The sequence below is a fragment of the Bradyrhizobium erythrophlei genome, assembly GCF_900142985.1.
GTDB classification, from domain to species: Bacteria; Pseudomonadota; Alphaproteobacteria; order Rhizobiales; family Xanthobacteraceae; genus Bradyrhizobium; species Bradyrhizobium erythrophlei_B.
The window spans coordinates 6,341,067-6,364,364 of record NZ_LT670849.1; the positions used below are offsets into that span (position 1 = coordinate 6,341,067).

At 61.1% G+C, this 23,298-nt stretch carries 27 protein-coding genes; 19 read left to right on the top strand and 8 right to left on the bottom strand.

Annotation, left to right across the window (positions count from 1 at the left end; genetic code table 11):
* Positions 1-607 precede the first annotated feature (607 nt).
* Positions 608-1,411, top strand: a complete 804-nt coding sequence (locus BUA38_RS30410; RefSeq protein WP_172806118.1) for a hypothetical protein — start codon at positions 608-610, stop codon at positions 1,409-1,411.
* Between the two features lie 477 nt (positions 1,412-1,888).
* Here BUA38_RS30410 and BUA38_RS37720 read toward each other — a convergent pair whose 3' ends face one another.
* Positions 1,889-2,347: a hypothetical protein gene (locus BUA38_RS37720; protein WP_072826556.1), complete on the bottom strand. Its 459-nt coding sequence runs from the start codon at positions 2,345-2,347 to the stop codon at positions 1,889-1,891.
* Positions 2,348-2,769: 422 nt separating this feature from the next.
* Here BUA38_RS37720 and BUA38_RS37270 point away from each other — a divergent pair, with 422 nt between their 5' ends.
* The 7 genes from BUA38_RS37270 to BUA38_RS30445 all read left to right on the top strand — a co-directional run bounded on the left by BUA38_RS37270 (position 2,770) and on the right by BUA38_RS30445 (position 7,873).
* On the top strand, positions 2,770-3,090 hold the full coding sequence (locus tag BUA38_RS37270; RefSeq protein ID WP_156898806.1) for a hypothetical protein: 321 nt from the start codon (positions 2,770-2,772) through the stop codon (positions 3,088-3,090).
* A gap of 249 nt (positions 3,091-3,339) precedes the next feature.
* A complete protein-coding gene (locus tag BUA38_RS30420; protein WP_083587841.1) occupies positions 3,340-3,654 on the top strand; it encodes a hypothetical protein in 315 nt (104 codons plus the stop codon).
* A gap of 142 nt (positions 3,655-3,796) precedes the next feature.
* Positions 3,797-4,474, top strand: a complete 678-nt coding sequence (locus tag BUA38_RS30425) for a glutaminase (RefSeq protein ID WP_244553104.1) — start codon at positions 3,797-3,799, stop codon at positions 4,472-4,474.
* Positions 4,475-4,732: 258 nt separating this feature from the next.
* Positions 4,733-4,954, top strand: a complete 222-nt coding sequence (locus BUA38_RS30430; RefSeq protein WP_072823834.1) for a hypothetical protein — start codon at positions 4,733-4,735, stop codon at positions 4,952-4,954.
* Between the two features lie 714 nt (positions 4,955-5,668).
* Positions 5,669-5,938 (top strand): DUF2312 domain-containing protein, encoded by a 270-nt coding sequence (locus BUA38_RS30435; protein ID WP_072823836.1) that lies wholly within the window; start codon positions 5,669-5,671, stop codon positions 5,936-5,938.
* A 473-nt stretch (positions 5,939-6,411) separates the two neighbouring features.
* Positions 6,412-6,924, top strand: coding sequence for a glutamate cyclase domain-containing protein (locus BUA38_RS30440; RefSeq protein WP_072823838.1), 513 nt, complete (start codon positions 6,412-6,414; stop codon positions 6,922-6,924).
* 574 nt (positions 6,925-7,498) lie between these two features.
* Complete coding sequence (locus BUA38_RS30445) at positions 7,499-7,873, top strand: hypothetical protein (RefSeq protein WP_072826558.1); 375 nt, start codon at positions 7,499-7,501, stop codon at positions 7,871-7,873.
* On the opposite strand, the gene BUA38_RS30450 is transcribed toward BUA38_RS30445, so the two are convergent.
* Both BUA38_RS30450 and BUA38_RS30455 read right to left on the bottom strand, forming a co-directional pair.
* Positions 7,870-9,201 (bottom strand): polysaccharide deacetylase family protein, encoded by a 1,332-nt coding sequence (locus tag BUA38_RS30450; protein ID WP_083588115.1) that lies wholly within the window; start codon positions 9,199-9,201, stop codon positions 7,870-7,872. The two genes, BUA38_RS30445 and BUA38_RS30450, sit on opposite strands and share 4 nt — an antisense overlap.
* Before the next feature lie 96 nt (positions 9,202-9,297).
* Complete coding sequence (locus BUA38_RS30455; protein WP_083587843.1) at positions 9,298-10,137, bottom strand: polysaccharide deacetylase family protein; 840 nt, start codon at positions 10,135-10,137, stop codon at positions 9,298-9,300.
* A gap of 154 nt (positions 10,138-10,291) precedes the next feature.
* On the opposite strand from BUA38_RS30455, the gene BUA38_RS30460 reads away from it, so the two are divergent.
* Positions 10,292-10,630, top strand: a complete 339-nt coding sequence (locus tag BUA38_RS30460; RefSeq protein ID WP_072823840.1) for a helix-turn-helix domain-containing protein — start codon at positions 10,292-10,294, stop codon at positions 10,628-10,630.
* A 15-nt stretch (positions 10,631-10,645) separates the two neighbouring features.
* On the opposite strand, the gene BUA38_RS30465 is transcribed toward BUA38_RS30460, so the two are convergent.
* Positions 10,646-11,323, bottom strand: coding sequence for a DUF599 domain-containing protein (locus BUA38_RS30465; RefSeq protein ID WP_072823842.1), 678 nt, complete (start codon positions 11,321-11,323; stop codon positions 10,646-10,648).
* A gap of 231 nt (positions 11,324-11,554) precedes the next feature.
* Here BUA38_RS30465 and BUA38_RS30470 point away from each other — a divergent pair, with 231 nt between their 5' ends.
* From BUA38_RS30470 to BUA38_RS30480, 3 genes are all read left to right on the top strand, one after another.
* The gene (locus BUA38_RS30470; RefSeq protein ID WP_072823844.1) at positions 11,555-12,211 is read left to right on the top strand and encodes a glutathione S-transferase family protein; all 657 of its coding nucleotides are present in this window, start codon (positions 11,555-11,557) and stop codon (positions 12,209-12,211) included.
* A gap of 157 nt (positions 12,212-12,368) precedes the next feature.
* Positions 12,369-12,569: a hypothetical protein gene (locus tag BUA38_RS30475; RefSeq protein ID WP_072826560.1), complete on the top strand. Its 201-nt coding sequence runs from the start codon at positions 12,369-12,371 to the stop codon at positions 12,567-12,569.
* Positions 12,570-12,750: 181 nt separating this feature from the next.
* Positions 12,751-13,119, top strand: a complete 369-nt coding sequence (locus BUA38_RS30480; protein WP_072823846.1) for a YidB family protein — start codon at positions 12,751-12,753, stop codon at positions 13,117-13,119.
* Positions 13,120-13,168: 49 nt separating this feature from the next.
* On the opposite strand, the gene BUA38_RS38565 is transcribed toward BUA38_RS30480, so the two are convergent.
* A complete protein-coding gene (locus BUA38_RS38565) occupies positions 13,169-13,303 on the bottom strand; it encodes a hypothetical protein (protein ID WP_276328150.1) in 135 nt (44 codons plus the stop codon).
* A gap of 117 nt (positions 13,304-13,420) precedes the next feature.
* Here BUA38_RS38565 and BUA38_RS30485 point away from each other — a divergent pair, with 117 nt between their 5' ends.
* The 3 genes from BUA38_RS30485 (at position 13,421) to BUA38_RS30495 (ending at position 15,416) form a co-directional block, all read left to right on the top strand.
* Entirely contained in the window at positions 13,421-13,612 is a 192-nt protein-coding gene (locus BUA38_RS30485; RefSeq protein ID WP_072823848.1) for a hypothetical protein, read from the top strand.
* A 293-nt stretch (positions 13,613-13,905) separates the two neighbouring features.
* Positions 13,906-14,880 (top strand): hypothetical protein, encoded by a 975-nt coding sequence (locus BUA38_RS30490; protein ID WP_072823850.1) that lies wholly within the window; start codon positions 13,906-13,908, stop codon positions 14,878-14,880.
* A gap of 95 nt (positions 14,881-14,975) precedes the next feature.
* The gene (locus tag BUA38_RS30495) at positions 14,976-15,416 is read left to right on the top strand and encodes a DUF1489 family protein (RefSeq protein ID WP_072823852.1); all 441 of its coding nucleotides are present in this window, start codon (positions 14,976-14,978) and stop codon (positions 15,414-15,416) included.
* Positions 15,417-15,420: 4 nt separating this feature from the next.
* Here the strand turns inward: BUA38_RS30495 and panC are convergent, their stop codons facing one another.
* Positions 15,421-16,272 carry a pantoate--beta-alanine ligase gene (gene panC, locus BUA38_RS30500; protein WP_072823854.1) on the bottom strand — a complete coding sequence of 284 codons (852 nt, stop codon included), beginning with the start codon at positions 16,270-16,272 and terminating at the stop codon, positions 15,421-15,423.
* A gap of 286 nt (positions 16,273-16,558) precedes the next feature.
* Between panC and BUA38_RS30505 the strand changes: the two genes are divergently transcribed.
* The 3 genes from BUA38_RS30505 (at position 16,559) to BUA38_RS30515 (ending at position 19,525) form a co-directional block, all read left to right on the top strand.
* Positions 16,559-17,482 carry a division plane positioning ATPase MipZ gene (locus tag BUA38_RS30505; RefSeq protein WP_072823856.1) on the top strand — a complete coding sequence of 308 codons (924 nt, stop codon included), beginning with the start codon at positions 16,559-16,561 and terminating at the stop codon, positions 17,480-17,482.
* A 360-nt stretch (positions 17,483-17,842) separates the two neighbouring features.
* The gene (locus BUA38_RS30510) at positions 17,843-18,700 is read left to right on the top strand and encodes an alpha/beta fold hydrolase (protein ID WP_072823858.1); all 858 of its coding nucleotides are present in this window, start codon (positions 17,843-17,845) and stop codon (positions 18,698-18,700) included.
* A gap of 72 nt (positions 18,701-18,772) precedes the next feature.
* Positions 18,773-19,525, top strand: a complete 753-nt coding sequence (locus BUA38_RS30515) for a hypothetical protein (protein WP_072823860.1) — start codon at positions 18,773-18,775, stop codon at positions 19,523-19,525.
* 84 nt (positions 19,526-19,609) lie between these two features.
* Here BUA38_RS30515 and BUA38_RS30520 read toward each other — a convergent pair whose 3' ends face one another.
* Positions 19,610-20,005 (bottom strand): DUF302 domain-containing protein, encoded by a 396-nt coding sequence (locus BUA38_RS30520; RefSeq protein WP_072823862.1) that lies wholly within the window; start codon positions 20,003-20,005, stop codon positions 19,610-19,612.
* 131 nt (positions 20,006-20,136) lie between these two features.
* Between BUA38_RS30520 and BUA38_RS30525 the strand changes: the two genes are divergently transcribed.
* A complete protein-coding gene (locus BUA38_RS30525; RefSeq protein WP_072826561.1) occupies positions 20,137-20,865 on the top strand; it encodes a DnaJ domain-containing protein in 729 nt (242 codons plus the stop codon).
* Between the two features lie 195 nt (positions 20,866-21,060).
* On the opposite strand, the gene BUA38_RS30530 is transcribed toward BUA38_RS30525, so the two are convergent.
* Positions 21,061-22,944, bottom strand: a complete 1,884-nt coding sequence (locus BUA38_RS30530; protein WP_072823864.1) for a serine hydrolase — start codon at positions 22,942-22,944, stop codon at positions 21,061-21,063.
* Between the last annotated feature and the right edge of the window lie 354 nt (positions 22,945-23,298).

Genomic DNA, 23,298 nt, shown 5'->3' on the forward strand with positions numbered 1-23,298 from the left:
GCACGCGATGCGCGCTAACCGGTCGATCGCAACTGCGGACAGTAAATAGACGCATTCGGATAGTGCTCACCGGCTTTTGCGCGCTCAGCACGGTCACTCGTTTTCCAGCTCACAGAAATGTGCAGCACTTGCTAGTGGCCGCTGGTACAATATAGAACGAATGATCTAAAACAAGGCGACCGAAGTCAAATAGACGAGCCACATCTTGCAGTCCTCGGTCGCTTTTCTCGTGGCATAAGGCAATCGAAGCCGCCAGAATAACTTCATTCGTATGAGAGTCCTGTTATGGAAGAGGGCGTTAGCAAGTCCAGGCACCTAAATATGCGCCGAGCCGTGAAGAAAGAAACCCAATGCTCGGGTGACAGGCTGATTTGGGACAAACTCGCAACAGAAGCCCTGGAGCTTGCCCGGGTAACGCCCCCTGGTCCAGAGCGTAACGAGGCACTCAAATTGGCGGGCCTGCTTCGGTCTACTGCCGACGCGCGGGGATTGGTCTTTGCGACGCGGGGGAGGCCGCGAAAGTAAGCGCGCCGCAACTTATTCTCGAAGGACCACAAACGACATGCTCAGCGCTTCTGTGCAATTACCCGCCTTGCCCGAAATCCGCGTGGAAGACGCTTCCCCCGCGCTCGACCGCATCTATTCCGACATCAGGCGCGAATCGGGCACGCCGCTCGTCAATCTCATCTACCGGCACCTAGCGACCATTCCTGGTGGCCTCGAATGGGTGTGGGGATGCATCCGCATCAATTGGGGGTATCATGGTTTGCAAAGCGCCGCAGCAGCGATGCCGACGGTCGATATCGCGGCGGCCCTTCCAGCCGCCCTCTGGCGCATCGCCGGCCTCAACGATTCCGATCTCGCTGCGATACGCGCGCTTGTAGCGCAGTATAACCTCACAAACGCCGCCAATATCCTCGCTATCACTGCGCTGGCACATGTCGCGCGCAACCCCGCTTGCTGGTCGGACGGCGTCGTCTTGCAATGGACGGAGACTCAGGACGAGCCGCCGGTCGCCGCGCCTTCGCCCCTTCCGAAACTTGATGAACTCTCCGCTGACATGGCCAGTCTCGTTTACTTCGTGAACGGCCTGGGTGAGGAAGCGCAGCCGACGATGGTCGCGAGCCTGTTTCGGGAATTGACGTTGTGGCCGGGCAGCCTTGCCGTTACCGCGGCGCTCCTGACGCCGCTGGCGCAATCTGGTGAACTGGCCCGCCTGCGCCAGCAAACGACACAGGTTGCCGAAACCATCGCCAGCCAATTGATATCGTCTTCGAGAATTGGCTTTCCGCCGCCACCTCCAGCGGCGCGAGAGGCAGTGCTCAATGCGCTGGATCTTTTCAGGACGACCCTGATCGCCAAGCTGCTACCGGTCGGGCAGATCCTGTCACGAGCGCTCGCGCCGGCTTGAGCCGGAAGACTATGCGAAGTGAGACGCTATTAGAGCTTGCGTTGAGGCTCGGTCTTATGGCTCGGGCCGCCTTCATCGATTCCAGGACAGATCTTACGGGACGTAAAGTTTTGGGTCGGGCCATTCCGAAGCACCTACACCGTAAGAAATCCGACTCCATCTTTGCAGATGGAGTCGGAAGTCAGGCCTTTTAGGGTGAAAGGCTATGCTGCCTCGACCGGGGGGCGGAAGGTTGAAGCCGCTTGACGGCAGCTCGCGAAGCGCGAGGCCATGCTAGTGAATTCGTTCAGTATGTCCGAAAAGTTACAGGCCTGTTGAACGGGGTCCGACATTCCAGATTGCGGTCGTCGACCGGCGACGATCACGTCGTCGCAAGACTTGACCGGGCGCGAGCCAGATCTCGTGCGAGCGACGTGCCACGAAGCGGCGACGAAAAAAGGCGGCAATACCGGCCGCCTTTCTTGCATCGAAAGTCCATCAACCGCATACTTGAACTGGCCGCAGGCGCCAGCCATGCGTGGTGTGCACACGTCGCTCAGCTAAATGGCAGCTACCGCTGTCGTCGTATGCGTCGCTTGAGGCGTACGGGTAGTCGTAACTGTAGTCGTCATAATAGTCATACGGTCCGTAAAAGCCGTAGCCGAGCCCGAAGCGCCGCCGCCCGAAGTCGTGAAATCCGCGGCCGCGAAAACCGCCACCATCGCGGAATCCGCCACCGAGGCTGGCGCCACGAAAGCCTCCACCGTGGATGCCTCCGCCACCAAACCCGCCACCGCCAAAGCCGCCCCCATGAAAGCCGCCACCGCCAAAGCCGCCACCGCCTCCATGGCCACCTCCGCCCCCGCCACCTCCGCCCCCGCGCGCGAACGCCACCGTGGGCGAAACGAGGGCCATGGATGTAACCGCCAACAGTGCGATCATTGTCTTCCGCAACATAAGCATTCTCCCTAGTAGATAACGCAGCCAATTCGGGACTGCTCCTCGCACGTGGGAATCGTTTTGGAAAATCGCTATCGGCTTCGACGCATCGGTTACTCAACTCTCCGCGAAAATGAGTGAAGCGTTGCGCGCGACGTCGTTATCGCTTGGCAAAGTTTCTTAGAACGGTCGCTCTAAAACAGCTCGGTCAAGTTTTTCCGCCAACGGTCAGTTTTGCACTGTCGCCATTTGCGCGCGCGATATGGCGACCCGTCGGCCGCGTGATTTGCAAGCCATGCATCAGGCAGTCGCCCAATCACATCGGCTTGACTTGGTAACCGCAACGACCGGTTGGCACGAACTCACATTATAGGCGCAGGAAGTCAGTTGCCAGCGAACTCGCAACTAAGCGCTACGTGCCCGTAATACGGAGAATATCGATGATCAAAATAAAACGTCTCGCTGCGATCGCTATTTTGTCGTCGGCAATCGCAAACCATGCTCTGGCGCAGGAGGTTCCCGAAGAGCCTCGCGCTCAGCCGCAAGAGTCTTGCGGAAGGAACCCAGGTATCGGACCAGAATCTTCAGAGCGATTTATCGGCACACTGGAAAATTCAACGGTGTGGCGTGCTCCGGTCGGCCACTGTCAGCCACGCGCGGCCGATATTCTCAAATCGACGCCAAAGTCAGAGGACACTGCAAGCCTTGAGAGGGAAAACGCCATCGTTGACAGCAAGATAGGCATCTGTCGCGGATGCTGAAACCGATGCAAAGACCGATGTTGAGCGAAGGGAGCCACAAAGAGGGATGAGACGATGAAGGCCGACTTCTTCGTCCATCGGCGAGTAGAGTAGTGGTGCTTGCTCGTCGTAGCAGGCTCGTTCGCGGCCGAACGAGCCTGCTTGCTTTTTGTTGGTGAACAAGTGGCGGTTACAGGTCGAAGACGCACTCGAATCGCTTCCTCTGGACGCAGCATCGCTTCACGTCGCGCTATCCGAGGAGGAGTCGCCATGAACCGAGTGATGAAGGAATTGGGCTGGCACGATCCGCTGTCCAGCGCGAGAACTTTGGGGATTGGATCTGACGCCATCATCACCGTGTTGTTGGTCCTGCTGGTCGGAACGATCGTACTCGCCTATTTCGGATGGTCTTCCGCCGCAAGAACGGATGTCCCTCTTGCTGGATACGTCGCAATGGCGATCGGCGTGTTGGTTTCCATTGCCGTCGGAAGCGGATTGATGGCGCTGGTCTTCTACAGCAGTCGGGCCGGCTATGATGAACCGGCCAAGCTGATCACCTCGGAGAGCGACAAGACGCTGGAATAGGTCGGCGGACTAACGCGCCCCGCCCAAGCGCCTTAGTGGCTAGCGCGCCGCAGCCAATGTAGCGCTGCGTTACAGTTTATGCGAGGCTATGACTAGCTTCGATTGGCCGTAGCCGATCTAACTCAAGAAAATAGGACTACACTTGCAAGATATTCTAAACGGCATTTGGCGCGAGCTCTCGGAGCGACGCGACCGAGGTGTTTTACCGGACTATATCGCGCCGTTGGCCAAAGTAGACCCGAAGAAGTTTGGAATTGCCGTCGCCTCGAACGACGGCACGGTGACGACTGCGGGAAATGCCGATGAAGCATTTTCGGTGCAGAGCATATCAAAGGTGTTTGCGCTCACGTTGGCGCTCGGCAAAGTAGGAGATTCGCTATGGGGACGAGTGGGACGCGAGCCGTCAGGAAATCGTTTTAACTCGATCGTTCAATTGGAGCTTGAAAACGGCGTCCCTCGAAATCCGTTCATCAACGCCGGCGCAATCGTCGTTTGCGACGTTCTGCTCGCGTGCCATCAGCCCAAAGAAGTCATTGGAGAAACGTTGAGGTTCGTTCGTTTCCTGGCCGGTGCCGAGCGCGCCAGACGGGTGAATGCTCTGATGCTGACTTGTGGTCACTACGACGAATCGGGTGATTTTGCTTTTCGGGTCGGCATCCCGGGCAAGAGCGGCGTGGGAGGAGGCATATTGGCGATCGTCCCCGGCGTTGCTTCGATCGCCGTGTGGTCACCCGGCTTGAACGAGCACGGAAATTCGAAGTTGGGATCGGTCGCGCTTCAAATGCTCGCGGAAAAAATGAACTGGTCGGTATTTAGATGAGAGCTCGACGTCGATACACAATGCAATTGCCGCAATAACGAGCTCAAACATCGAACTGTCCTTACACATTCGGTACGCAGGACAGTCGCAAAATATATGGGTTTTCAAAAGGACACGGCGCGGGGCTTCCGCGCTCTATTTTGCCGCCTCCGATTTTGCCGGGCGGCGGATTCCTATGACACGTCTATAATCGGATATGTGATCCACGCTCGCATTCCTATGCCCCGATGCGCATCTCCTGGGCAAAGGAACAGAGCCATGTTGACGAAAAATATCGCCCTTGCGGCATCGATAACGATGCTGGCTGCAATCTCGGGGCTTGCACCTGCTAGCGCGGCCGGACCGCACACCCGGGATTGGCCCGCGGTGATCCGCCTCTCGGAGCAGCAACTGCGGCACGCCTTCAATGCTTCCTATCCGGCGACGCAGACAGTGACCAATGCATACCGTTATCATGGTGGGCCGAAATCGAACGATTGACGTTCGCTGGCGTGGTCTGTGCCAAATGGGCAAACTGACATCCCCGGATAAGCGCGCGCTGGCGCCGAGCCGGCCCGGCACTGCCGTAGACTGTTCGTCTAACAGGCAGGTGACGTATGCGCAGCGCCGGCCGCGCTGACGACAGGCATTGTCTCCGACTCTCGCGCGCCGGAGAAAGCGCGACAGTGCGCTCGTGCGTTTACCTTGTTAGCAAGCCGGCGTATCAATTTTTCGATTGTGGTGTACGCTCATCGGCATGCAAGTCGATGTTCGAATTGCATTGAACCAATTGTGGGACAACGGAGGGTAACATGGCCAAGAAAGCGAAGAAGGCGAAAGCAAAGAAGAAAAAGACCGCCAAGAAGAAGTAGGTCTTCGGCAACACTGCCGAAGCACATCAAAAGCTGATACGCATCAAGGCGCGTGCGCTTTGCCACCCGCGAGGCCGATTTTGCCGCGGCTTGACGAGGTTCAGCGACCCAAAATAAACCCAAGCCGGACCGGCTCGCGCGCAAGCGTTGACCGATCCGGCTTTTTCCGTTGAAGACGCCCAACCTGTCTCGCGCGGCCACGCCGTCTCACGGGCAGCGACCTGCAACGAACGTCGGCTCGACACTACAGTCCTTTCGGACCTGAACGCTTGCCGGCTTGACGTTAACGCGATGGTTATTTCTTTGCAGTCATTTTCGCGCTTCCATTTACCAGGGAGGCTCCATGTCCGACGTCACCATTCCCGGCAGCAAAATTCGCGCGTTCGTCGAACGGATCGAAAATCTAGACAACGAAGTGCAGGAACTGAACGAACAGAAGAAGGAAGTGTTTGCGGAAGCCAAGGGCGAAGGGTTTGACGTGAAGATCCTTAAGGAGATCGTCAAACTTCGAAAGCAAGACCAAGAAGAGCGCGATGAACGCGAGAGTCTGCTCGATCTCTATATGCGCGCCATGGAGCAGGCTGGACCGGAAAAGGTCGCCAAGGCTGCATAAGAAAGTATGGCGGGTTACGCTATCGCGAACCCGCCATTTCTCTACAGGCGGTCGTCAAATTTGTCGCTAATCTTGACAAAAGAGAATCTGTCGCGGCGAAACTCTTGCCGCGTTTGCCACTCGATCAGCCAAACGCCTGGCTAAGGGAGCGCCGCGGAATGAAGCCGCTCGCGCATGATCCTCGCATTCAGCCGCGTAGGCCTCAGCGACTTGCGCATCCCGCGGCGACAGCAGGCAGGCAATGCGCCGAGCCTGAGCCGCACGCGCCCACCACGCCAAGGTTTCCGACGGTGTCGCCTTGCTTCCCATGGAATCATCCATCCACCGACGAGGAAATTGATGAGCCGGCGTCAAAAGTTCAATGCTTGAAAAAAGCCGGAAATCGAGTCCATCCGATGATTCTCAATCGTTAACGGCGTCTGTCAGCCAGCCCAATTGGCCTAGACTTCCTATACTTTGGCAGTTTCGGCGCTGTGCGGATCTCCGACGAACTGAACGGTGAGACGTGGTGTTTCATTCAACTGATCAGCTTTGGCCACAAATCTCTCGAAAGTGCCGATCGACCCATCACGCATCTCATTGCGATCGAGCGTGTCTCGCCCGCGGCCGATGGCAAACCTCACCGCGAACATGGATGGGATATGTCCGGTGAGACCGCGCCGCTGCATCTCCTTTTCGACGATCTGACCTGGCAGCGGCGCTGGATCACCATCGGGATTGGCGATGGTGGCAATGAGATCGGCATGGGGTCTTTGCCCGCGGACGTCGTCGAGGCGGAAATACCCAACGGCCGAGTTATCGCAGCTACGACGCCGGCCGATTACCTTATCGTGGCCGGGGTATCGAATTGGGGGGGCTATGGGCTTCTCGCGGCCATGGCCTGCCTGCAACCGGAGAAAGCCTCCGCGTTACTGCGCCATTTTCATCGAGATATGGATCATCGCCTGCTGTCGGCGGCCGTCGAGATTGGGCAGGCTGGTGGATGACAGCCGGGTAGATAGCCCAGGACGGCCACAAATGAGCGTTGACAGAATTCCCTGGGAACAACATGCGATTCTGCTCGAGGAGATTGCGGCGGTCGTGGCCTGACGAGGCGACGGCGGAGCCGGAGTCTCACCAACGTTGACATCTCAGCGTGCGGCGGCGCGCGAATCAACCTTCGCATTCTCGTGGGATTCAGACAGCTAGACAGGCTCCGCGATAGTTCGGCATTGAAAAGTACCGTTGGCCGCGGTAAAGCACCCCACGTTCTTGGGACAAGTCGGAAGGTCTTGAAAATACTTGCATCTTCGGCGCCCTCCGAGCGCACCATGACAAAAAGCATATCTGGGAATGCCGCACCGGCTCGCCAAGGGGCAGGTACGGAAAACACGTTGACGCTTGCTCGCAGCCGCTAGACCGCCGCTGATCCCGGATACGATTGCCAGCGTATCCGGTGCTGCGCTGTCACAACGCCGGCGTATGGGCATGCGCCGGACCGGCTGGGCTGCGACTAGACCGTAAAGTTCCCTGAAGCTGTCCGCGTCATGTGGCCATGCTTGCACCGGATGGATGACGCGCATGAAGTTTCTGAGCTATGCCTATCGGTTCGCTTCCAACTTCCTGTTCCTGATACTGGTCTATTACACTCTCAACTTCCTGGACAAATATAACCAGCGCGCCGTCGTGGCGATCATGGTGCTGATCTACAGCGCGATGCGCGCGGCGTCTGCGTTGCGCTCGTTCTATTTCTATCAGCGCATCGAACGGCTGGAGGTTGAAGCACGCCGTCTCGCGGCCGCGGCAGGAGAGGGGCATTCCGCCGCATCCCAGCGCAAGCTCGTGGTCAACGAGGTTTCGAGGCTGCGCCATGCGGGCGAGATGAATGCGTATATCGATTTGCTGTTTCTCGCGCTGATCGTACTGCTTTGCGTGTCGAAGATCGTCACGAACTAAACGCGCCGCTTCCTGACCTGAACCAGCCGCTTGACCGGGCCGCGGCGCGTTGTCGTCGCAGCTCGTGTCTTTTGTCTCGACGTTTGCGCTTCGCCGCGACGGGTTTGACGGTCGGACGCATGCGCAAGCCGAGCCTGCCGGCCATTGGTCAGTGCAAGGCGCCGCGCTTCGCGCCGGGACAGGCGTCTGCTGGGCCCGGGCGCCGCGGAGGCGGTCTTGTGGACATGGCGCGACATGGCTGCGCCATGAAGGGCAACATCAAGGCCGCCTTCGATCTCGAACAGGCTCGAGGCCGGCGCGGCCAGCGTGACGGTCGCGTTTCCAGGCACAACTTCCGACGGGTCAGGCCAGGGCACGCGAGTCGGTGCGGCCTGGCCCAGCAGGGGTGACTCCTCGGCCGAATCGAAGCCGGCGCGCGACGGCACGGGAAGGCTGCCGACATGGACAAAGACGAAGTTCGGCACCTGCGGCCATTGAGCGATCGAGTCGGGCGCGGGGTGGAACAGCCACTGCTGCGGCTCTGTCGGCGTTGCCGGCCGCTCCGCGGTCGCCGGCACCACGTGCACGATGCGATAGCCGCGCGCTTTCAGCGTCTGGAGAATCCGCGGCAGCGCGGCAACCGTGCGCGCCTGGATGTCGTGAAGCAGCAGGATGCCCTTTCCCTTGGCCTCGAGCCGGCTGACGGCGAGATCATAGACACGTGCAGACGAAATATGCCGCCAGTCGTCGGCGAGAAAATCGGCGCTCCAGGTCTGAATGCCCTGTTCGGCAAGGTAGTCCTCGACATTGTCGGCGCGCAGAAGTCCGGGAATCCGGAAAAACGGCGCCAGCGCATCGGCATTGTCGCCGAGAGCGGCTTTCGTTGATGCGATACCGTCCTCGATCTCCTGCCTGGCGCGATCGGTCGCCATGCGATTCATGCTCAACGGGTGAGTCTGAGTGTGCGTGCCGATGGTGTGGCCCGCGGCCAGCAGCTTGCGCACGCCTTCCGGATTGGCGCGCGCCTGGCCACCAATGGTGAAGAAGGTCGCCTTCACGCACTCATCGGCGAGAATATCCAAAACCTTGTTGCTGTTCTTCGGCAGCGGCCCGTCGTCGAATGTCAGCACCACCTCGTGGTCGGCCAGCGGCAGCGTTTCCGGATACTGCATGGTGCCAATGCGCGGATGCTGGCGCGGATCGACCACCAGCGTCCGGGACACGCCGAGCGCGTTGGGATTGCCGGGGCAATCGGCAGCGAGCGCCGCATGGGCAGCAAAACCACCGAGCACGGCCAAAGCCAAAGCAGCCTGCCGCCACCACCGAACGCCACGCCACGCCTCACTCATAAAATAGCTTCCGTCACTCATGCCAAACCGATCATGCCACGCTGGAATGTGAATGCGGCCTGAATTGCCAGACGTCCACACCTGTTTTTCGGGGGCTTAGTGCCCGCCGGCCGCCGCAGCTCTGGCCGGTTTGACGTGAACGATGTGATAGCCGTTGTCGCGGAGATACCGCAAGAAGGCCGGCAGCATCGCGGCCGTTTGAGCCTTGGTGTCGTGGAAAAGAATAATGCCCTTGCCGGCGGCAGCAAGGCGCTCGCTAATCAGCTGCAATTCCTGCTTCGGCGTCATCCTGTTCCAGTCGCTAGCCCAAAGATCGGCGCCGAACACGACAATTCCGCGCGATTGCAGCAGGTCGAGCGTTGCCGGCGTCGATTCGAAGCCGGGGAAACGGAAAAACGGTGCGATCGGGGTCGCTGTTCCCCGCAACGCCGATTCGACCGCCGAAATGCCATGATCGATCTCAGCGATCGCAGCTGCCGGCTTGATCCGCTTCAGGCTTGGATGCGACCAGGTGTGCGTCCCGATGGTGTGGCCCTCGGATGCGATCCGGCGCGCCAGTTCCGGATGCGCAGAAGCGTTCCTGCCGATCAGAAAGAAGGTGGCGTGAACGCATTCCCGGGCGAGTGCGGCGAGCACCCGTGACGTGGTAGCGGGCCAGGGGCCATCGTCGAAGGTCAGAACGACCTCGTGATCGGCAAGTGGCAGCGTTTCGGAGAAGCTCTTTAGCCCCACCCGCGGCGTCGTGGCGGCATCGAGGCCGAGAATGCGCGAGGTGCCAAGGCTGCCTGCACGCGGGCACGGCCCGTCAGGCGCGCTCGCAGCGTGGGCGGCGCCGGTCAAAGCGGGCCAGATCAACGCCAGCCCGACCAGCACAGCCGACGGCGAGATATTCGCCTGACGGCATCGGTCTAGCCACGATGAATTGCAGCGCTGCATGAGCAGAAACCTCGATAGCCTTGGAATGCCAGCCAAACCGAAGGAGAAAAAGTATCGTTAATCGAACCTTAACGCGGATCGGCGATCATCTCATGTCAACGGGCCGATGCCGTGTGCTTTTGACGGCCCGCAATGCACGCGAGATGAGGCGAGAATGCAACGTCTTCGGCTGAAAGCGGATGGACGCATTGTCGAGTTGAGGGACGGGCAGGAGTTTCCGCTCGCGCCTTTCATGGAGACGTCAGCGCCCACGGTCGTTTCCGAGGCAGCGCTTGCTGTGCCGCGTGGCGTAGAAGCACCCCCGACGGTGCGTGACCTTCGCCGCCGGGTCCGTTTGACCCAGTTGGAATTCGCAAGCCGCCTCGGCGTTCCCGTCGAGACGATCCGCAATTGGGAGCAGGGCAAGCGCATGCCGCGCGGACCGGCCCGCGCGCTGCTGGCCGTGATCGCGCACGCACCCGACGCCGTGTTCTCGGCGCTCGCCAAGCCCTGACTTTCGCTTCAGACGTCAGCTTCCCATCGCCCGCCAGGCGTTGGAGGCAAATTGTCTCCGCCAGGTGACGATCACGACCGCCGCCGTTGTAGCGAACAAGACCCAGGGGCTGACAAACCAGCCGAGATAGCCGAGCGCGAAAAAGAACGCGCGCTGTCCGCGGTTGAAATGCCGTCCCGCCGTCTCGAACATTCGCGTGGTCCGGATCACATGCGCTTCGGCCTGCGGCGTATCGCGCTGCGACGCCGGTGGCATCGCGCCAAGCAGGATGGCCACGTAGTTGAACAGCCGATAAGCCCAGGCGAATTTGAAAAACGCGTAGATGAAGATCAGAATCAGCCCGACGCATTTGATCTCCCACAGCGCCGGCGAGGGGCTCATATCGATCGGAAGCGTTTGCAACACGGCGAGCGCATCGTTGGTCGAGCGCAGCAACGCCAGCGCACCACCGACCGCGATAAGGCTGGAAGAGGCGAAAAAGGCCGTTCCGTTCTGCAAGGAGGCCATGATCTGCATATCGACCATTCGGGCCTCGCGGTCGAGCAAGCGGCGGATCCACACCTCGCGATAGACATGCATGCGAGCCGAAAGGCTGTCGCGCCCGTAAGCGCTGCGTTCGAGGGTGTAGGCATAGACCGCCCATTCGAGGGCGAAAAACCCGGCCGCCAGGATATCGACGAGATAGTCGCGCATGCGTGGTCCCTGTTGAGGTCCGCGGATGCTGCCATGCTAGCGGCCCGATTCCAACATTCGCATCCCTTCGCCGCGGGCTTATTTGCGAATGTTGGAGTCAAAGGACATTCGCTATTCGAACTTGCCGCTAGGTGGCTAGCGAATGCCAAATCCACGCCGCGAGATTGACGGCGGCAACGGGCGGTGGTTTTTGAGGTTGTCTTGAACACGCATCCCCGAGGATAGACCGAGATGACCCTGAAGCTCGTGATCGGCAACAAGAACTATTCATCGTGGTCAATGCGGCCGTGGCTCGCGCTTCGCGCCAACGATATCCCGTTCGAGGAGATTTTCATTCCGCTCTATACGGGCGCGGCGGACAAGCAACGTATTCTCGACTTCTCGCATGCGGGCAAGGTGCCCATCCTGGTCGATGGCGAGGTCACGGTATGGGATTCGCTTGCGATCATCGAATACGTCGCCGAGCGTTTCCCGGAAAAGCGGCTCTGGCCCGAACATCCAGCCCACCGCGCGCACGCGCGGGCGGTTTCGGCCGAGATGCATTCGGGCTTTGCGGCGCTCCGCAATGAATGCGGCATGAACCTGCATCGGCCGGTGCGCGCGATCGAGTTGTCGGAGGATGCGCGCGCCAACATCGCACGCATCGAAGAGATCTGGGCCGATTGCCGCAAGCGCTATGGCCGGTCCGGGCCGTTTCTGTTCGGCCGCTTTGGCGCTGCGGATGCGATGTTCGCGCCGGTGGTCCATCGCTTTCGCACGTACGCGGTCGCGGTGAGCGAAGAGACGCAACGCTACATGGACGCGATGATGGCGTTGCCCGCGTTTGCCGAATGGACCAAGGCGGGCCTCGCCGAGACGATCGTCATCGAGAAGTTCGAAACCGCCTGATTTTCTCGAATCATTTCTGTCCGGAGAAAACAAGCGCGCGAGCGGGGCTGACTTCCCGGTTCCACGGGAACCCGTGGTATTCATATTTATACTTTTAACGAAACTGTTTGCACCTGCGAGCGTTAGGAGGGCTGAAGCTGTTTGTTGGGGGTTGATGATGGTCGGAAGGGCGTATCTGTCGCGTCAAATGACGGCGCTGTTGAATTTCGCGCGCCAAACGAACAACCCCGAACTATCAGCCTTGTTGGTGCAAAAGGCCGCCCGCCTCAAGTCGCAGGCCGACGAGATCACCCCGCCCGAGGACATCGGTCCGAGGCCGCCCGATGTGGAGCCGGCACCGCCGTTTCGCAGGGGGTGATCCGTCGGCATTGTTGCGTCCCATGTGATGGATTTGTGATGCCGGCCGAAGCGGACCGGAGATTCAAAACCCCCGACTTCAAAACGGTCTTGAGGGCTGAACTCGCGGCTTGACCTCGCCATGCAAAAGCAGTCTGAATCTGGAACCGACGTCGTTCAATTTACCCAAAAGGGGTTCGACCATGGGAATTCTCGATTCGCTGGAAAATTCGCCCGCCTTCAAGAGCGCGCTAGGGCAGCTGGGAGGCGCCGTTCTACCGGCTGTGCTCAGCGAGGTGCTGGGCAGCGGTAGCCAGGGCGGATTATCCGCGATCGTAGCCAAGTTGCAGCAGGCTGGTCTTGGCGATCAGGTGAAATCCTGGCTCGGTAACGGACAGAATCTGCCGATCACCGCGCAGCAACTGCAAGAAGTGCTGGGTAGCGACGCGGTCAGGCAGCTCGCAGCCAAGTACAACATTCCCGTCGACCAGATCACCCAGATCCTGGCGCATCAGATCCCGAACGCCGTCGACAAGGCGAGCCCCGACGGCAAGCTGCCGCACAGCGCCTGAATTCGAAGAACAGCGCCTGACCGCCGCCGGGCTGCAACGCCCGGCGGTATTATTTGCCCGCCCGCACCTCTGGTTCCCAGGTGCGGTTTTTTGTGCCCATGGAACCCGTCAATCGGGCGGCCGCCACACCCGTTACCGGCAATTTATCTAACTGAAAATCCTGCAAAATCGTCGTATTTGCCATGTCCGTATCGCGCTGGCCAAAAAGTGAAACAGCGTGCTATAAAGTCGCAGTTTTCAGTCAGCCAAAGCAGCGGGGACAAACGCAGAAGCTGACGAATTTGCGTAATGGAGATGGGCGTTGACACATAAGTACAGGGTTGGAGAGACGGTCTATTTTACTGCCAGCAACGTCGCGCGTCCGGCCGCGAGCGGAACTTACGAAGTGATCCGCCTGCTTCCGACCGACGGAGACGACTGCCAGTACCGGATCAAGAGCTCCACTGAAGTGTTCGAGCGGGTTGCCAAGGAAAGCCAGCTCGCGATTTCCTGATCGGATGCATCGGCGGTGAAGCGGTTTTGCGCTTCACCCGCCGTCAAAAGGCCCCGTTCGCTGAAGTAGGTTGCTGACTACGCCGGTGCGGCGCGTTGGAAGCTGCATGCGGCTGCATGGCGGTACGCGTGCGTTTCCGAAAATATCTCGCGCAAGGCGTATGTCTTGTGAGAGGAGCTTGCTTCGCAAGCCTGCACATGACGATGCACCTTTGCTGCGCCGGTGGAGGGGATTTGACATTCGCTACTGACCTAGCCGCAAATTCGGAAAGCGACCGCTAGGGGATATCGCGCATGAACTGGGCCTGGGCCAACACACTCGACCAGCTGTGGCGTACGCCCACATTTCCGATGTGGCTCACATTGGCCGCGGCGGGATTTTTCGCCGTCATCGTGCTCATCACCTTGCTGCGGGCGGAAAAGTCGGTGGCGAATGGGGCGCTGACCGTCATCACGCTGTTGGCCGTCGGGATCGCCCTCGCTGCGACGATTCGGGGTTTCGGTTTGAGCAGCACCGGCACCACCGAAGACAGTGCGCCTTCGACGACGAGCGTGGCCAGCACACCGGCACTCTCTTGCGTAGACGACCTGGCAGGCGAGGCGGTTTTGACTGCCTGCGAAAAGGCCGTGTTTGGTTCCCCGGAGGCAACCGCGGCGGCACTGTCCTACGCCGCGCGCCAGATCACCCTCCTGACCGCTTATGGCGACGTGGTCGCGGCGAACAAGCGCATGACGCCGGCTCTCGAGGCGCTGCGTCGCGCCGTGGAGCACGACCGCTACGGGCTGATGGCCGAGGTGCTGGTGGCCCGTGACCATTGCACGCCGTCGGATTGCGCCGCGTTCAGATCCCTGATCGACCGCAGCCGCATCGCCGCGAATATCGAGGAACGGACCTACGAGGCGATGATCGCGCGATATTCGCCGCTCTGGAATGCACCGCCGGCAGCAGCGTCGGCGGTAGCGGCGATCCCGCCGCTCATTCCTGGCGTGCCAACGGGCAGGCCGACCAATGCGGAATTTCCGAGCGCCTCCTCGACGCCGCCTGTCAGTATCATGACGGCGGAGCCCTCAACCGCATCGGCGTCGCGTCAGCCCGCGACGGTGGCAACGACGCCCGCGCCATCGCCGAAACCGACGCCGCCGGCAACGCCAGCCGTGTCGGCGGCCAAGAAGCAGTCGGCCGCGCCAAAGGCGGCAGCCCATACGCCGCCGCCGGCACCGGCCACGTCGCTGGCGCCGACGGCAGCGCCGGCGGCTTCCTCGGATTGATCCCCGCTATTATCAGCGGACCTGACATTCGCTTGACGAGCCTGCGGCCAAGCCGATAGCGAATATCAAATTCCAATCTTTGAACTTAGGCAAAAATGCCGCTTCATCTCATCAAGCTTTGCGTCGGCTGCGATTCCGTGAAGGACCTGAAAGACTGGGTCGCCGAACGGATGAAGGCCGCCAAAAAGAAGGGCCAGCCGGCCCACCATGTCCACGTGACGCGGATAACCCCCAAGCGCGTCGAGGAGATCCTTGCCGGCGGTTCGCTCTATTGGGTGATTCGCGGCGAAATCGCCGCGCGCGAAAAACTGATCGGCATCGAGCCGTTTCGGGACAAGGACGGCATCGGCCGGTGCCGGCTCGTGATGCAGCCGAAGATCATTCCGGTTTCGCCGCGTCCGATGCGGCCGTTCCAGGGATGGCGGTATTTTGACATGAACAGCGCGCCGCCCGATCTCACGAAGTCGGCGGCATCAGGCGTTGCCGCGATGCCCGAACCAATGCGCCGCGAATTGCGCGATCTCGGACTGCTCTAACTCTTCAGACGGCGATATTGTCGATCAGCCGTGTGGTTCCGATCCTGGCGGCGACCAGGATGCGCAACGGTCCATCCTTGATCGAGGTGACCGGGGCGAGCGTTTCGGCGTGCCGGGTTTCGAAATAGTCCACCGCAAAGCCGGCGGCGCTGATGGTTTCGATGGCATGGGTTTGCGCGGTTTGAAGGTCCTCGCCGGCGCGCAAGCGGCGCGCGGTTTCCTTCATGGCTTGAAACAGCGTGGGCGCAACGCGGCGTTGTTCCGCCGACAGGTAGACGTTGCGGGACGACATCGCGAGGCCATCACGCTCGCGAACGGTTTTGGAACCAATCACCTTGACACCGAGGTCGAGGTCGGTGGCCATGCGCGCGACGACCCGCAATTGCTGGAAGTCCTTTTCGCCGAAAATCGCGACGTCAGGCCGGCATTGCGTGAACAACTTGCCGACCACGGTGGCGACGCCGCCGAAAAAGTGCGGGCGGAAACGGTCCTCGAGATCCGCCGTCGCCGGCCCCTCGGTGAGGATCCGGCTCGCGAAGCCGTCCGGATACATGGTGCCGACGTCGGGATTCCAGATCAGATCGACGCCTTCCGCCGTCAGCTTGGCGAGGTCTTCTTTCCAGGTCCGCGGGTAGGACCCGTAATCCTCCGTGGGTGCAAACTGCGTGGGATTGACGAAGATCGATACCACCACCTTGCGTGCGCGCCGCTTCGCCAGTCGAACTAGCGACACATGGCCGTCATGGAGTGCACCCATGGTCGGCACCAGCGCGATCGTGGCTTTCCGGACACGTAGACCATCGAGCGCGCGGCGAAGCGCGGGGATGGTGCGGGCGATCATGGGGCGTGATGGCATCGGGTCTCGATCTTCGGGGCGGGGAGGAGGAGTGGCGGGCGTCAGTGGTTGCGGCCCGGCAGCGGGACACCGCCCGACTCTATCAAGCTCCGCGGTCTGTCGCCAAGCGCGGCAACAGCCAGCCGGCGTTGTCGCCGATCGGCATGCCCCGCGCGCGTCCTGCATCCGGGTGAGGCGTGCGATTCATCATAACGGCAGGCTCGCTGTCGATTTGCGATGACGTTTGCGCATTTTACTTGACCGGGCACGCGCGGAATTTGAAGATGACGAAAGGGGAGTCACCGGCATGTTGCTACAGACTAGTCAGGGTCAATCAGGCTCGGCTCATGTCGTAGTGCTGGGCAATGAAAAAGGCGGCTCCGGCAAGTCCACTACCGCGTTGCACATCGCCGTCGCTCTGCTGAAAGCCGGCCAGCGGGTGGCCACCATCGACCTTGATTGCCGCCAGCAAAGCTTCACCCGCTACATCAACAACCGCCGCGCATGGGCGAGCCGGACCGGCCTCGCTCTCGAGATCCCGGTGCATCGCTGCATCAAGCTCGGCCAGACCATGCAGATCGCCGAAAACGAGATGACCGAATTCGAGCAATTCGAAGAATCGGTCAGGGAGGTCGAGCACAGCTTCGATTTCATCGTGATCGATACGCCGGGTTCCGACAGCTACCTGATGCGGCTGGCGCATTCGATGGCCGACACGCTGGTCACGCCGATCAACGACAGCTTCCTCGATTTCGACGTCCTTGGAACCGTCGATCCCGAAACCTATTCGGTCACCGGCGAAAGCCATTACGCCGAGATGGTGCGCGATACGCGGCGCAAGCGACGCCAGATCGACGGCGTCAGCACCGACTGGATCGTCGTCCGCAACCGTCTGTCGATGCTCGGATCGCGCAACAAGCAGCTTGTTGCCGACGGACTGAACGAGCTGTCGTTGCGGCTCGGCTTCCGCTCGGTCGATGGATTTGCCGAGCGCGTCGTGTACCGCGAATTTTTCCCGCGCGGCCTGACCGCGCTTGACGACCTCGATGAGGAAACGCTGGGGACGCGCCCGAATCTCGGGCATGTAACCGCCCGCGAGGAGGTCACAAGCCTGCTGCGCCAGCTCAAATTGCCTCTGGATGAGCGCGGCCGCCGTCGCGCCGCCAACCGCGCCGAATGGTTCGGTCAGGTCGACAAGCCGCTGGAACTGCACGACATCATCAGCGCCTGAGCCCTGGCAGGCTCTGAATGCACTGTCCCCGCCATCGGGCCGCTGCCCCGTCGGTGCCTTCCAAAACCTTCCTAAAATTGTCCGGACCGGTGACACGGCCGGTTCACTAAGCCCGTGTTTTACCGGGCTTTTACCCAAAACCTGAACCTGCTCTTGATGGCGGACTGGCCATTTGCGCTTCCGTTCGGCCGGTCTTTTCGGGACAGGAAATGCTCGCGAAATAGTGCGCCGCACAATGATCGGGCGGTGAAGTGCCAATTTTTGGTCTTTCTGTCACGGCAGTGTGAATTTATATTATGGGCACGTGACGAAACGTCTGGACGTTATTCAGACAGTTCAGGCGGCCGGCAGAGGACGATCATGAAACGTGGAATTGCCGTTCTGCTTTCCCTGTCGGCTGTGGCGGCCGCAGGCTACTTCACCGTCAGCAAATGGGCGATCCGTCATGAGACGCTGATGTTTCACGATGAGTCGCGGGGCGGCCGTCCGGTGGAAATTGACATCGCTGTTCGTCGTGACCGTGAACTGCAGGCCGATGCCGGCATGGTCAAGCTGCCGGTGGCGATCCTCAATCACGGCAACACCGTCAAATTCACCGAATACTCCTTCCTGACAAATCTGTTTGCCGCGCGCGGCTACATGGTGGCGAGCATTCAGCACGACCTCGCAACTGACGCGCCGCTCGTGACCAAGGTCGGCGAGCTCTACGTCGGGCGTCTGCCGCAATACCATCGCGGCGTTGCCAACATTCGTTTTGCGATCGACGAGCTGAAAAAAGTCCAGCCCAATGCCGACTACGATCACCTCACCATGGTCGGGCATTCCAATGGCGGCGATATCTCGATGTATTTCGCCAAGCTCTATCCCGAACAGATCAAGAAGGTGGTCACGCTGGATAACCTGCGCGTGCCGTTCATGACCGATGGCCGGTTCAAGATCATTTCGTTCCGTTCGAAGGATCCGGTCTTCAAGCCCGATCCGGGTGTCATTCCTGACGATGAAATCTGCGAGAAGGCGGGGATCACGGTGGTGCGCACCTCGTTCCAGCACAATGATATGCGCGATACCGGCTCTGACGAGGCGAAGATGCAGATCCAGGAGACGCTGGACAAGATGCTGGACGACGACAGCGACCTTCGGCCCGCTGACACCAGCAAGCCGCCGGTCATGACCGATGCCGGTCCGGTGGCGCCTTACGCGCCGGTTGCGCGCAACTAACGGCAACTAACGCTGCCTCGAGATTGACCGGCTGAAGACCGCAACCCACATTGGGGGTTGCGGGAGCATGTGATGGCCGGCGAGCCCACCAATCCAAAGTCTGACCACGAAGTGACGCGCGGGCGTGACGGCAATTCGTTGCCGGAACGCGAGCCGTCGACGTCAGACGATATCGCCGCCTTCGTCGCCAAGGCGAAAGCAATGTCGCCCTTTACGCCCAGCAGCAAGGGACGGCTCGTCTTTGCGCTCGACGCCACCATGAGCCGGCAACCGACATGGGATATGGCGTGCGCGTTACAGGCCGACATGTTCCGCGAGGCGGCTTCGCTCGGCAGCCTCGACATCCGCCTGATCTATTATCGCGGCCTCGACGAGTGCCGGGCTTCGAACTGGATTTCCGACAGTGCGACGCTGGCAAAGCTGATGGGCAAAATCGATTGCCGCGGCGGCAATACCCAGATCGGCAAGGTGCTGTCGGAGGCGCGGCGCGAGGCCGTGGCCTCCGGCGTCAGGGCGGTGGTGTTTGTCGGCGATGCCATGGAGGAAAACGTCGACGACCTCTGCGTGAAGGCCGGTGAACTCGGTTTGCTCAAGGTGCCGGTGTTCATGTTCCAGGAGGGCCGCGACGCCGCGGTCGAGCAGGCGTTTCGGGAAATCGCGCGGCTGACGGGCGGGGCGTGGTCGCGGTTCGATCCGGGCGCTGCGGCGCAACTGCGCGAGCTGTTGCGCGCCGCTGCCGCTTATGCCGCCGGCGGGCGCGAGGCGCTGCTGCGGCTTTCGCGCAACGACGTTGGCGCCGCCAATCTGCTTGGCCAGATGAAATGACACTAGTAATCTAGCGTGGCTTTGGCTCAGAAGTCCGCATGACGAACTCGCGGCAGCAACGATGCGGACTTCTGATCCGCCACACTAGGTGGTCGCCGATCTGGCGAGCTCCTCGAGCAACGCGGCAAGCCTGCCGGCGACGGCTTCCTCGCCGCTCACGCCGTGCCGTGTCGCAAGCCAGGCCGGATCGTTCCAGGACAGCCGGGTTTCGCCGGAGGCGTCCTGCCAGACCAGCGCCTTGAGCGGAAGGTCGATCCCGATCGTCTGCATGGCCTGCATCAGCGGTGTACCGCCTTTGGCGTTCCCGAAGATCAGAAGTTCAGTCGGCCGCAACGAGAGACCGGCGGCCGAGGCGCCCTCGGCGTGATCGATGCGGGCAAACACCGTCAGGCCCTTGGCTTTAACCGCGGCTTCCAGCCGGCTCATGGTCGCCTCGGGCGGGTGGTTGCTCTTGATGGTCGTCAAACCCGGCACTGCCATGTTGGCCTCCGATCGAGTTGCACCGTGAGAGGGGCAGCGTAGCGCAACGCCAGCGCGCTTTTTTGACGACGCGGGGCGGGACGGTGAGGGACCGGCATGTTTTTTTGGCCCGCGCCAATTATATTGCAGGCATGCCCACGCTGATCGCAGGCGCCGTCGCCGTTATCGTTCTTTATTTGCTGCTGCAAATGTTTCGCGCGGCCAACCCGGCTGTGCTGGCACGGGCCGTCAAGATCGTGGGCGGCGTGCTGGCGCTTGCGGTCGCGGCTTTCACTGGAATCAAGGGCGAACTCGCGGTCGCTATTCCGCTCGGGATATTCGGTGCGGGGCTGTTGGGATGGGCGCCGTTCGGAACGCCGGGCTTTGGTCCGATCGGTGGAATCTTCGGGGGCGGCGGGACGCGCTCAAGCGGTCAAGCCTCGCGCGTGCGCTCACGGTTCTTCGAGATGACGCTGGATCACGACACCGGCGCGCTGACGGGAACGATTATTGCTGGTCCTCATGCCGGGCGCACGATGGAAGATTTCGACCTTCCGGCGCTGCTTGCAATGTTTGGCGAACTGGACGCCGAAAGCGTGCCGTTACTTGAAAGCTATCTGGACCGCCGGTTTCCCGCCTGGCGTCAGCACGCGCAGGGAGACGCGGCAGGGCGGCAACGCGGCGCGACGGCGTCCACCAAAATGACGGACGAGGAGGCCTATCAGATCCTTGGCTTGAAGCCGGGAGCGGGGCGCGACGAAATCGGCCGAGCCCACCGTGCCCTCATGAAGAAACTGCATCCCGACCAGGGGGGGTCGACGTACCTCGCTGCCCGTGTAAACGAGGCCAAGGAGGTTTTGCTTCGTACGCATCACAACTAACTCCGGTACGCCATCAAACGCAGAAAGCCGCGAGCCGCCTTCTTCCATCCGCTGACGCCGCTACCGCCCGCCGTTATCCGGCGTGGCTCACCCCCTTAAGGCTTAACCGGAAAGTCTTGACGAGAAGTTGCAAACGAAACGGGCGGCCCCAACAAGAGGGCCGCCCGTCAATGCATTCAGTGTCCAGTTGGTTGGTTAGTTACGAACCGTCATGCAGGAAATGTCGCTGCGCTTGAGCGTCTTGCAGACCGCTTCGGCCTGATCGCGGTCGAGGCCGGCGAAGCGGGCCCGGAACAGCTTGCGGTCGCCTTTGGCCATGACCGGCTCGGTGAAGGGTTCGGCCTTGTTCAGGAGGCCATGCGCCTGATTGCGTGCGGCATCGATGCGCTGGCGGGCGTCGCTTTCGCTTTCAAGCGCGCCGACCTGGACGATCCATCCGCTGTGGACGGTGACCGCGGCGTCCGGCTTGTCGTTATTGGCGGGCGGCGCGCTTTGCGGCTGCGGGGTGGTGCGGGGCCAGGGATCGGCATAGGCCATCGCTTGCGCAGGCTGTGAGGCGGGCAGGTTGGAGGCGGGCAGAACGCCCAGAATGCCGTTGCCGGTACCATGGCCCGGCGGTTGCGGCGGCAGCTCGGCGCGCGGGGCCTCGGGCTTGGCGGCGCTGGTGTCAGGCTTCACGTTGTCGGTTTTGGCGCTGTCCATCTTGGCAACGACCGTGGTCGAAGCATCTGGGGCGTCGGCGCGGGGGGCAGAGGAAATCGCGTTGGTGACCGAGGGCGCCGGCTGAACGGGGCCTGCCGAGGCTAGCTTGACCTGACCGGCCTTGATCTGAACGGTCTTCACCTTCACCGGCTTCATCGGTTCGGCTGAACCGGGGATCGCAGCCGCCGCCTGGGCCTGCAGCACACCGCTGGTCAGCGGCGCGGGCTCGGTCCTGACCTGCTCGGTGGTCTTGGTTTGATCGGTCTTGATGTCCGATTTCGCCTGCGATGCGTCGGCGCGCGCCTGCGCCATCAGCGAGGCGGCCGCTGCCGGCCGTGGCGGCGCGGGGGCGATCGAAACCGGAGCGGATGTAGCCTGGGCGGCCGCTGGCGCATCATCGTCGGCGCTGGCGACCTCGACACTGCTTTCGGCAGGAGAGCCGCGTTCGGCGATCGCGGCGACTGTGCGCTTGCTAGAGGCCTTTTCGAGGTTTTCGGCCAGAAGGTTGCGCATGATGGCGTCGCGGGAGCTGCCGCTGCGTCCGCCCATGACGACGCCGACCAGATGACGGTTGCCCCGGCGCATCGATGTCACGAGGTTGAAGCCGGAGGCGCGCGTGTAGCCGGTCTTGATGCCGTCGACGCCTTCGACGCTGCCCAACAGGTGATTGTGGTTGGCGATCGAATGGCCGCGGAACGTAAACGAGGCGGTCGAGAAGTAGCGGTAATAACGCGGAAAGCGGTCCTGGATCGCGCGGCCGAGCGTCGCCTGATCGCGCGCGCTCGTCACCTGTTCGTCATCGGGCAAGCCGGAGGCGTTGCGGTAAGTGGTCTTGCTCATGCCCAGCATGTGCGCTTTTCGGGTCATCAGCGCGGCGAAGTTGTCCTCGTCGCCGCCGAGCGCTTCGGCAATCACGACAGCAGCGTCATTGGCAGAGCGCGTCACCAGGCCCTTGATCGCGTCCTCGACGCGGATGGTCTGGCCGGGCAGCAATCCAAGCTTGGTCGGATCCTGTTCGGAAGCGTGCCTGGAGACGGGCATTTCGGTGTCGAGCTTGATCTTGCCGGAGTCGAGGCGCTCGAACAGCAGATAAAGCGTCATGATCTTGGTGAGCGAGGCCGGATGGCGGCTGGCGTCCGGGTTGCTCGACGTCAGCGTTGCGCCGGAATTAGCGTCGACGATGATCTGAGAAAAGGAGGGGCTGTAGCTCTCACGGTCTTCGGAGTGCGACCGGTAATGATGTACGGTGTGATGATAGTGCCGGTAACGGCGCGCCTCGGCGATATCGGTGGTGAAAGTGATGGCGGCAGTAACCGCGACGAAACCGAAAGAGCAGACTCGCAGACGGCGCGAGGTAACCAGGTTGCTTCGAAGCATGAACTTTCCCGTCCCATTTTCTGTCTTGATCACCGGTTCGTGAGGCCAAATTATGCCCGACGATCCCGTGACGTTCCCTGTTCAGAAGCCGGCTAAGGGCTCATTCCGCTCCGCCGGCCGACAGTCCGCCATTCTAGCTAAGACGCTGTTCGCAAACAGATTTCTGCGTCCGCCCCAAGCCGGGCAGACCTGAGGAATCAGGTTAGGAGGCCGCGGTTTCCAAATGATTAAGAAAGGCTTGCGGAAAAGCACGGGATTCGAAGTTTTCAATGTACCAGCAAGGTCCCCTTGTGCAATGCACAAACCGTACCCGGGCAAACCCGGTCCCTTGGTTCTGGTGGGCAAGGGGGCCGA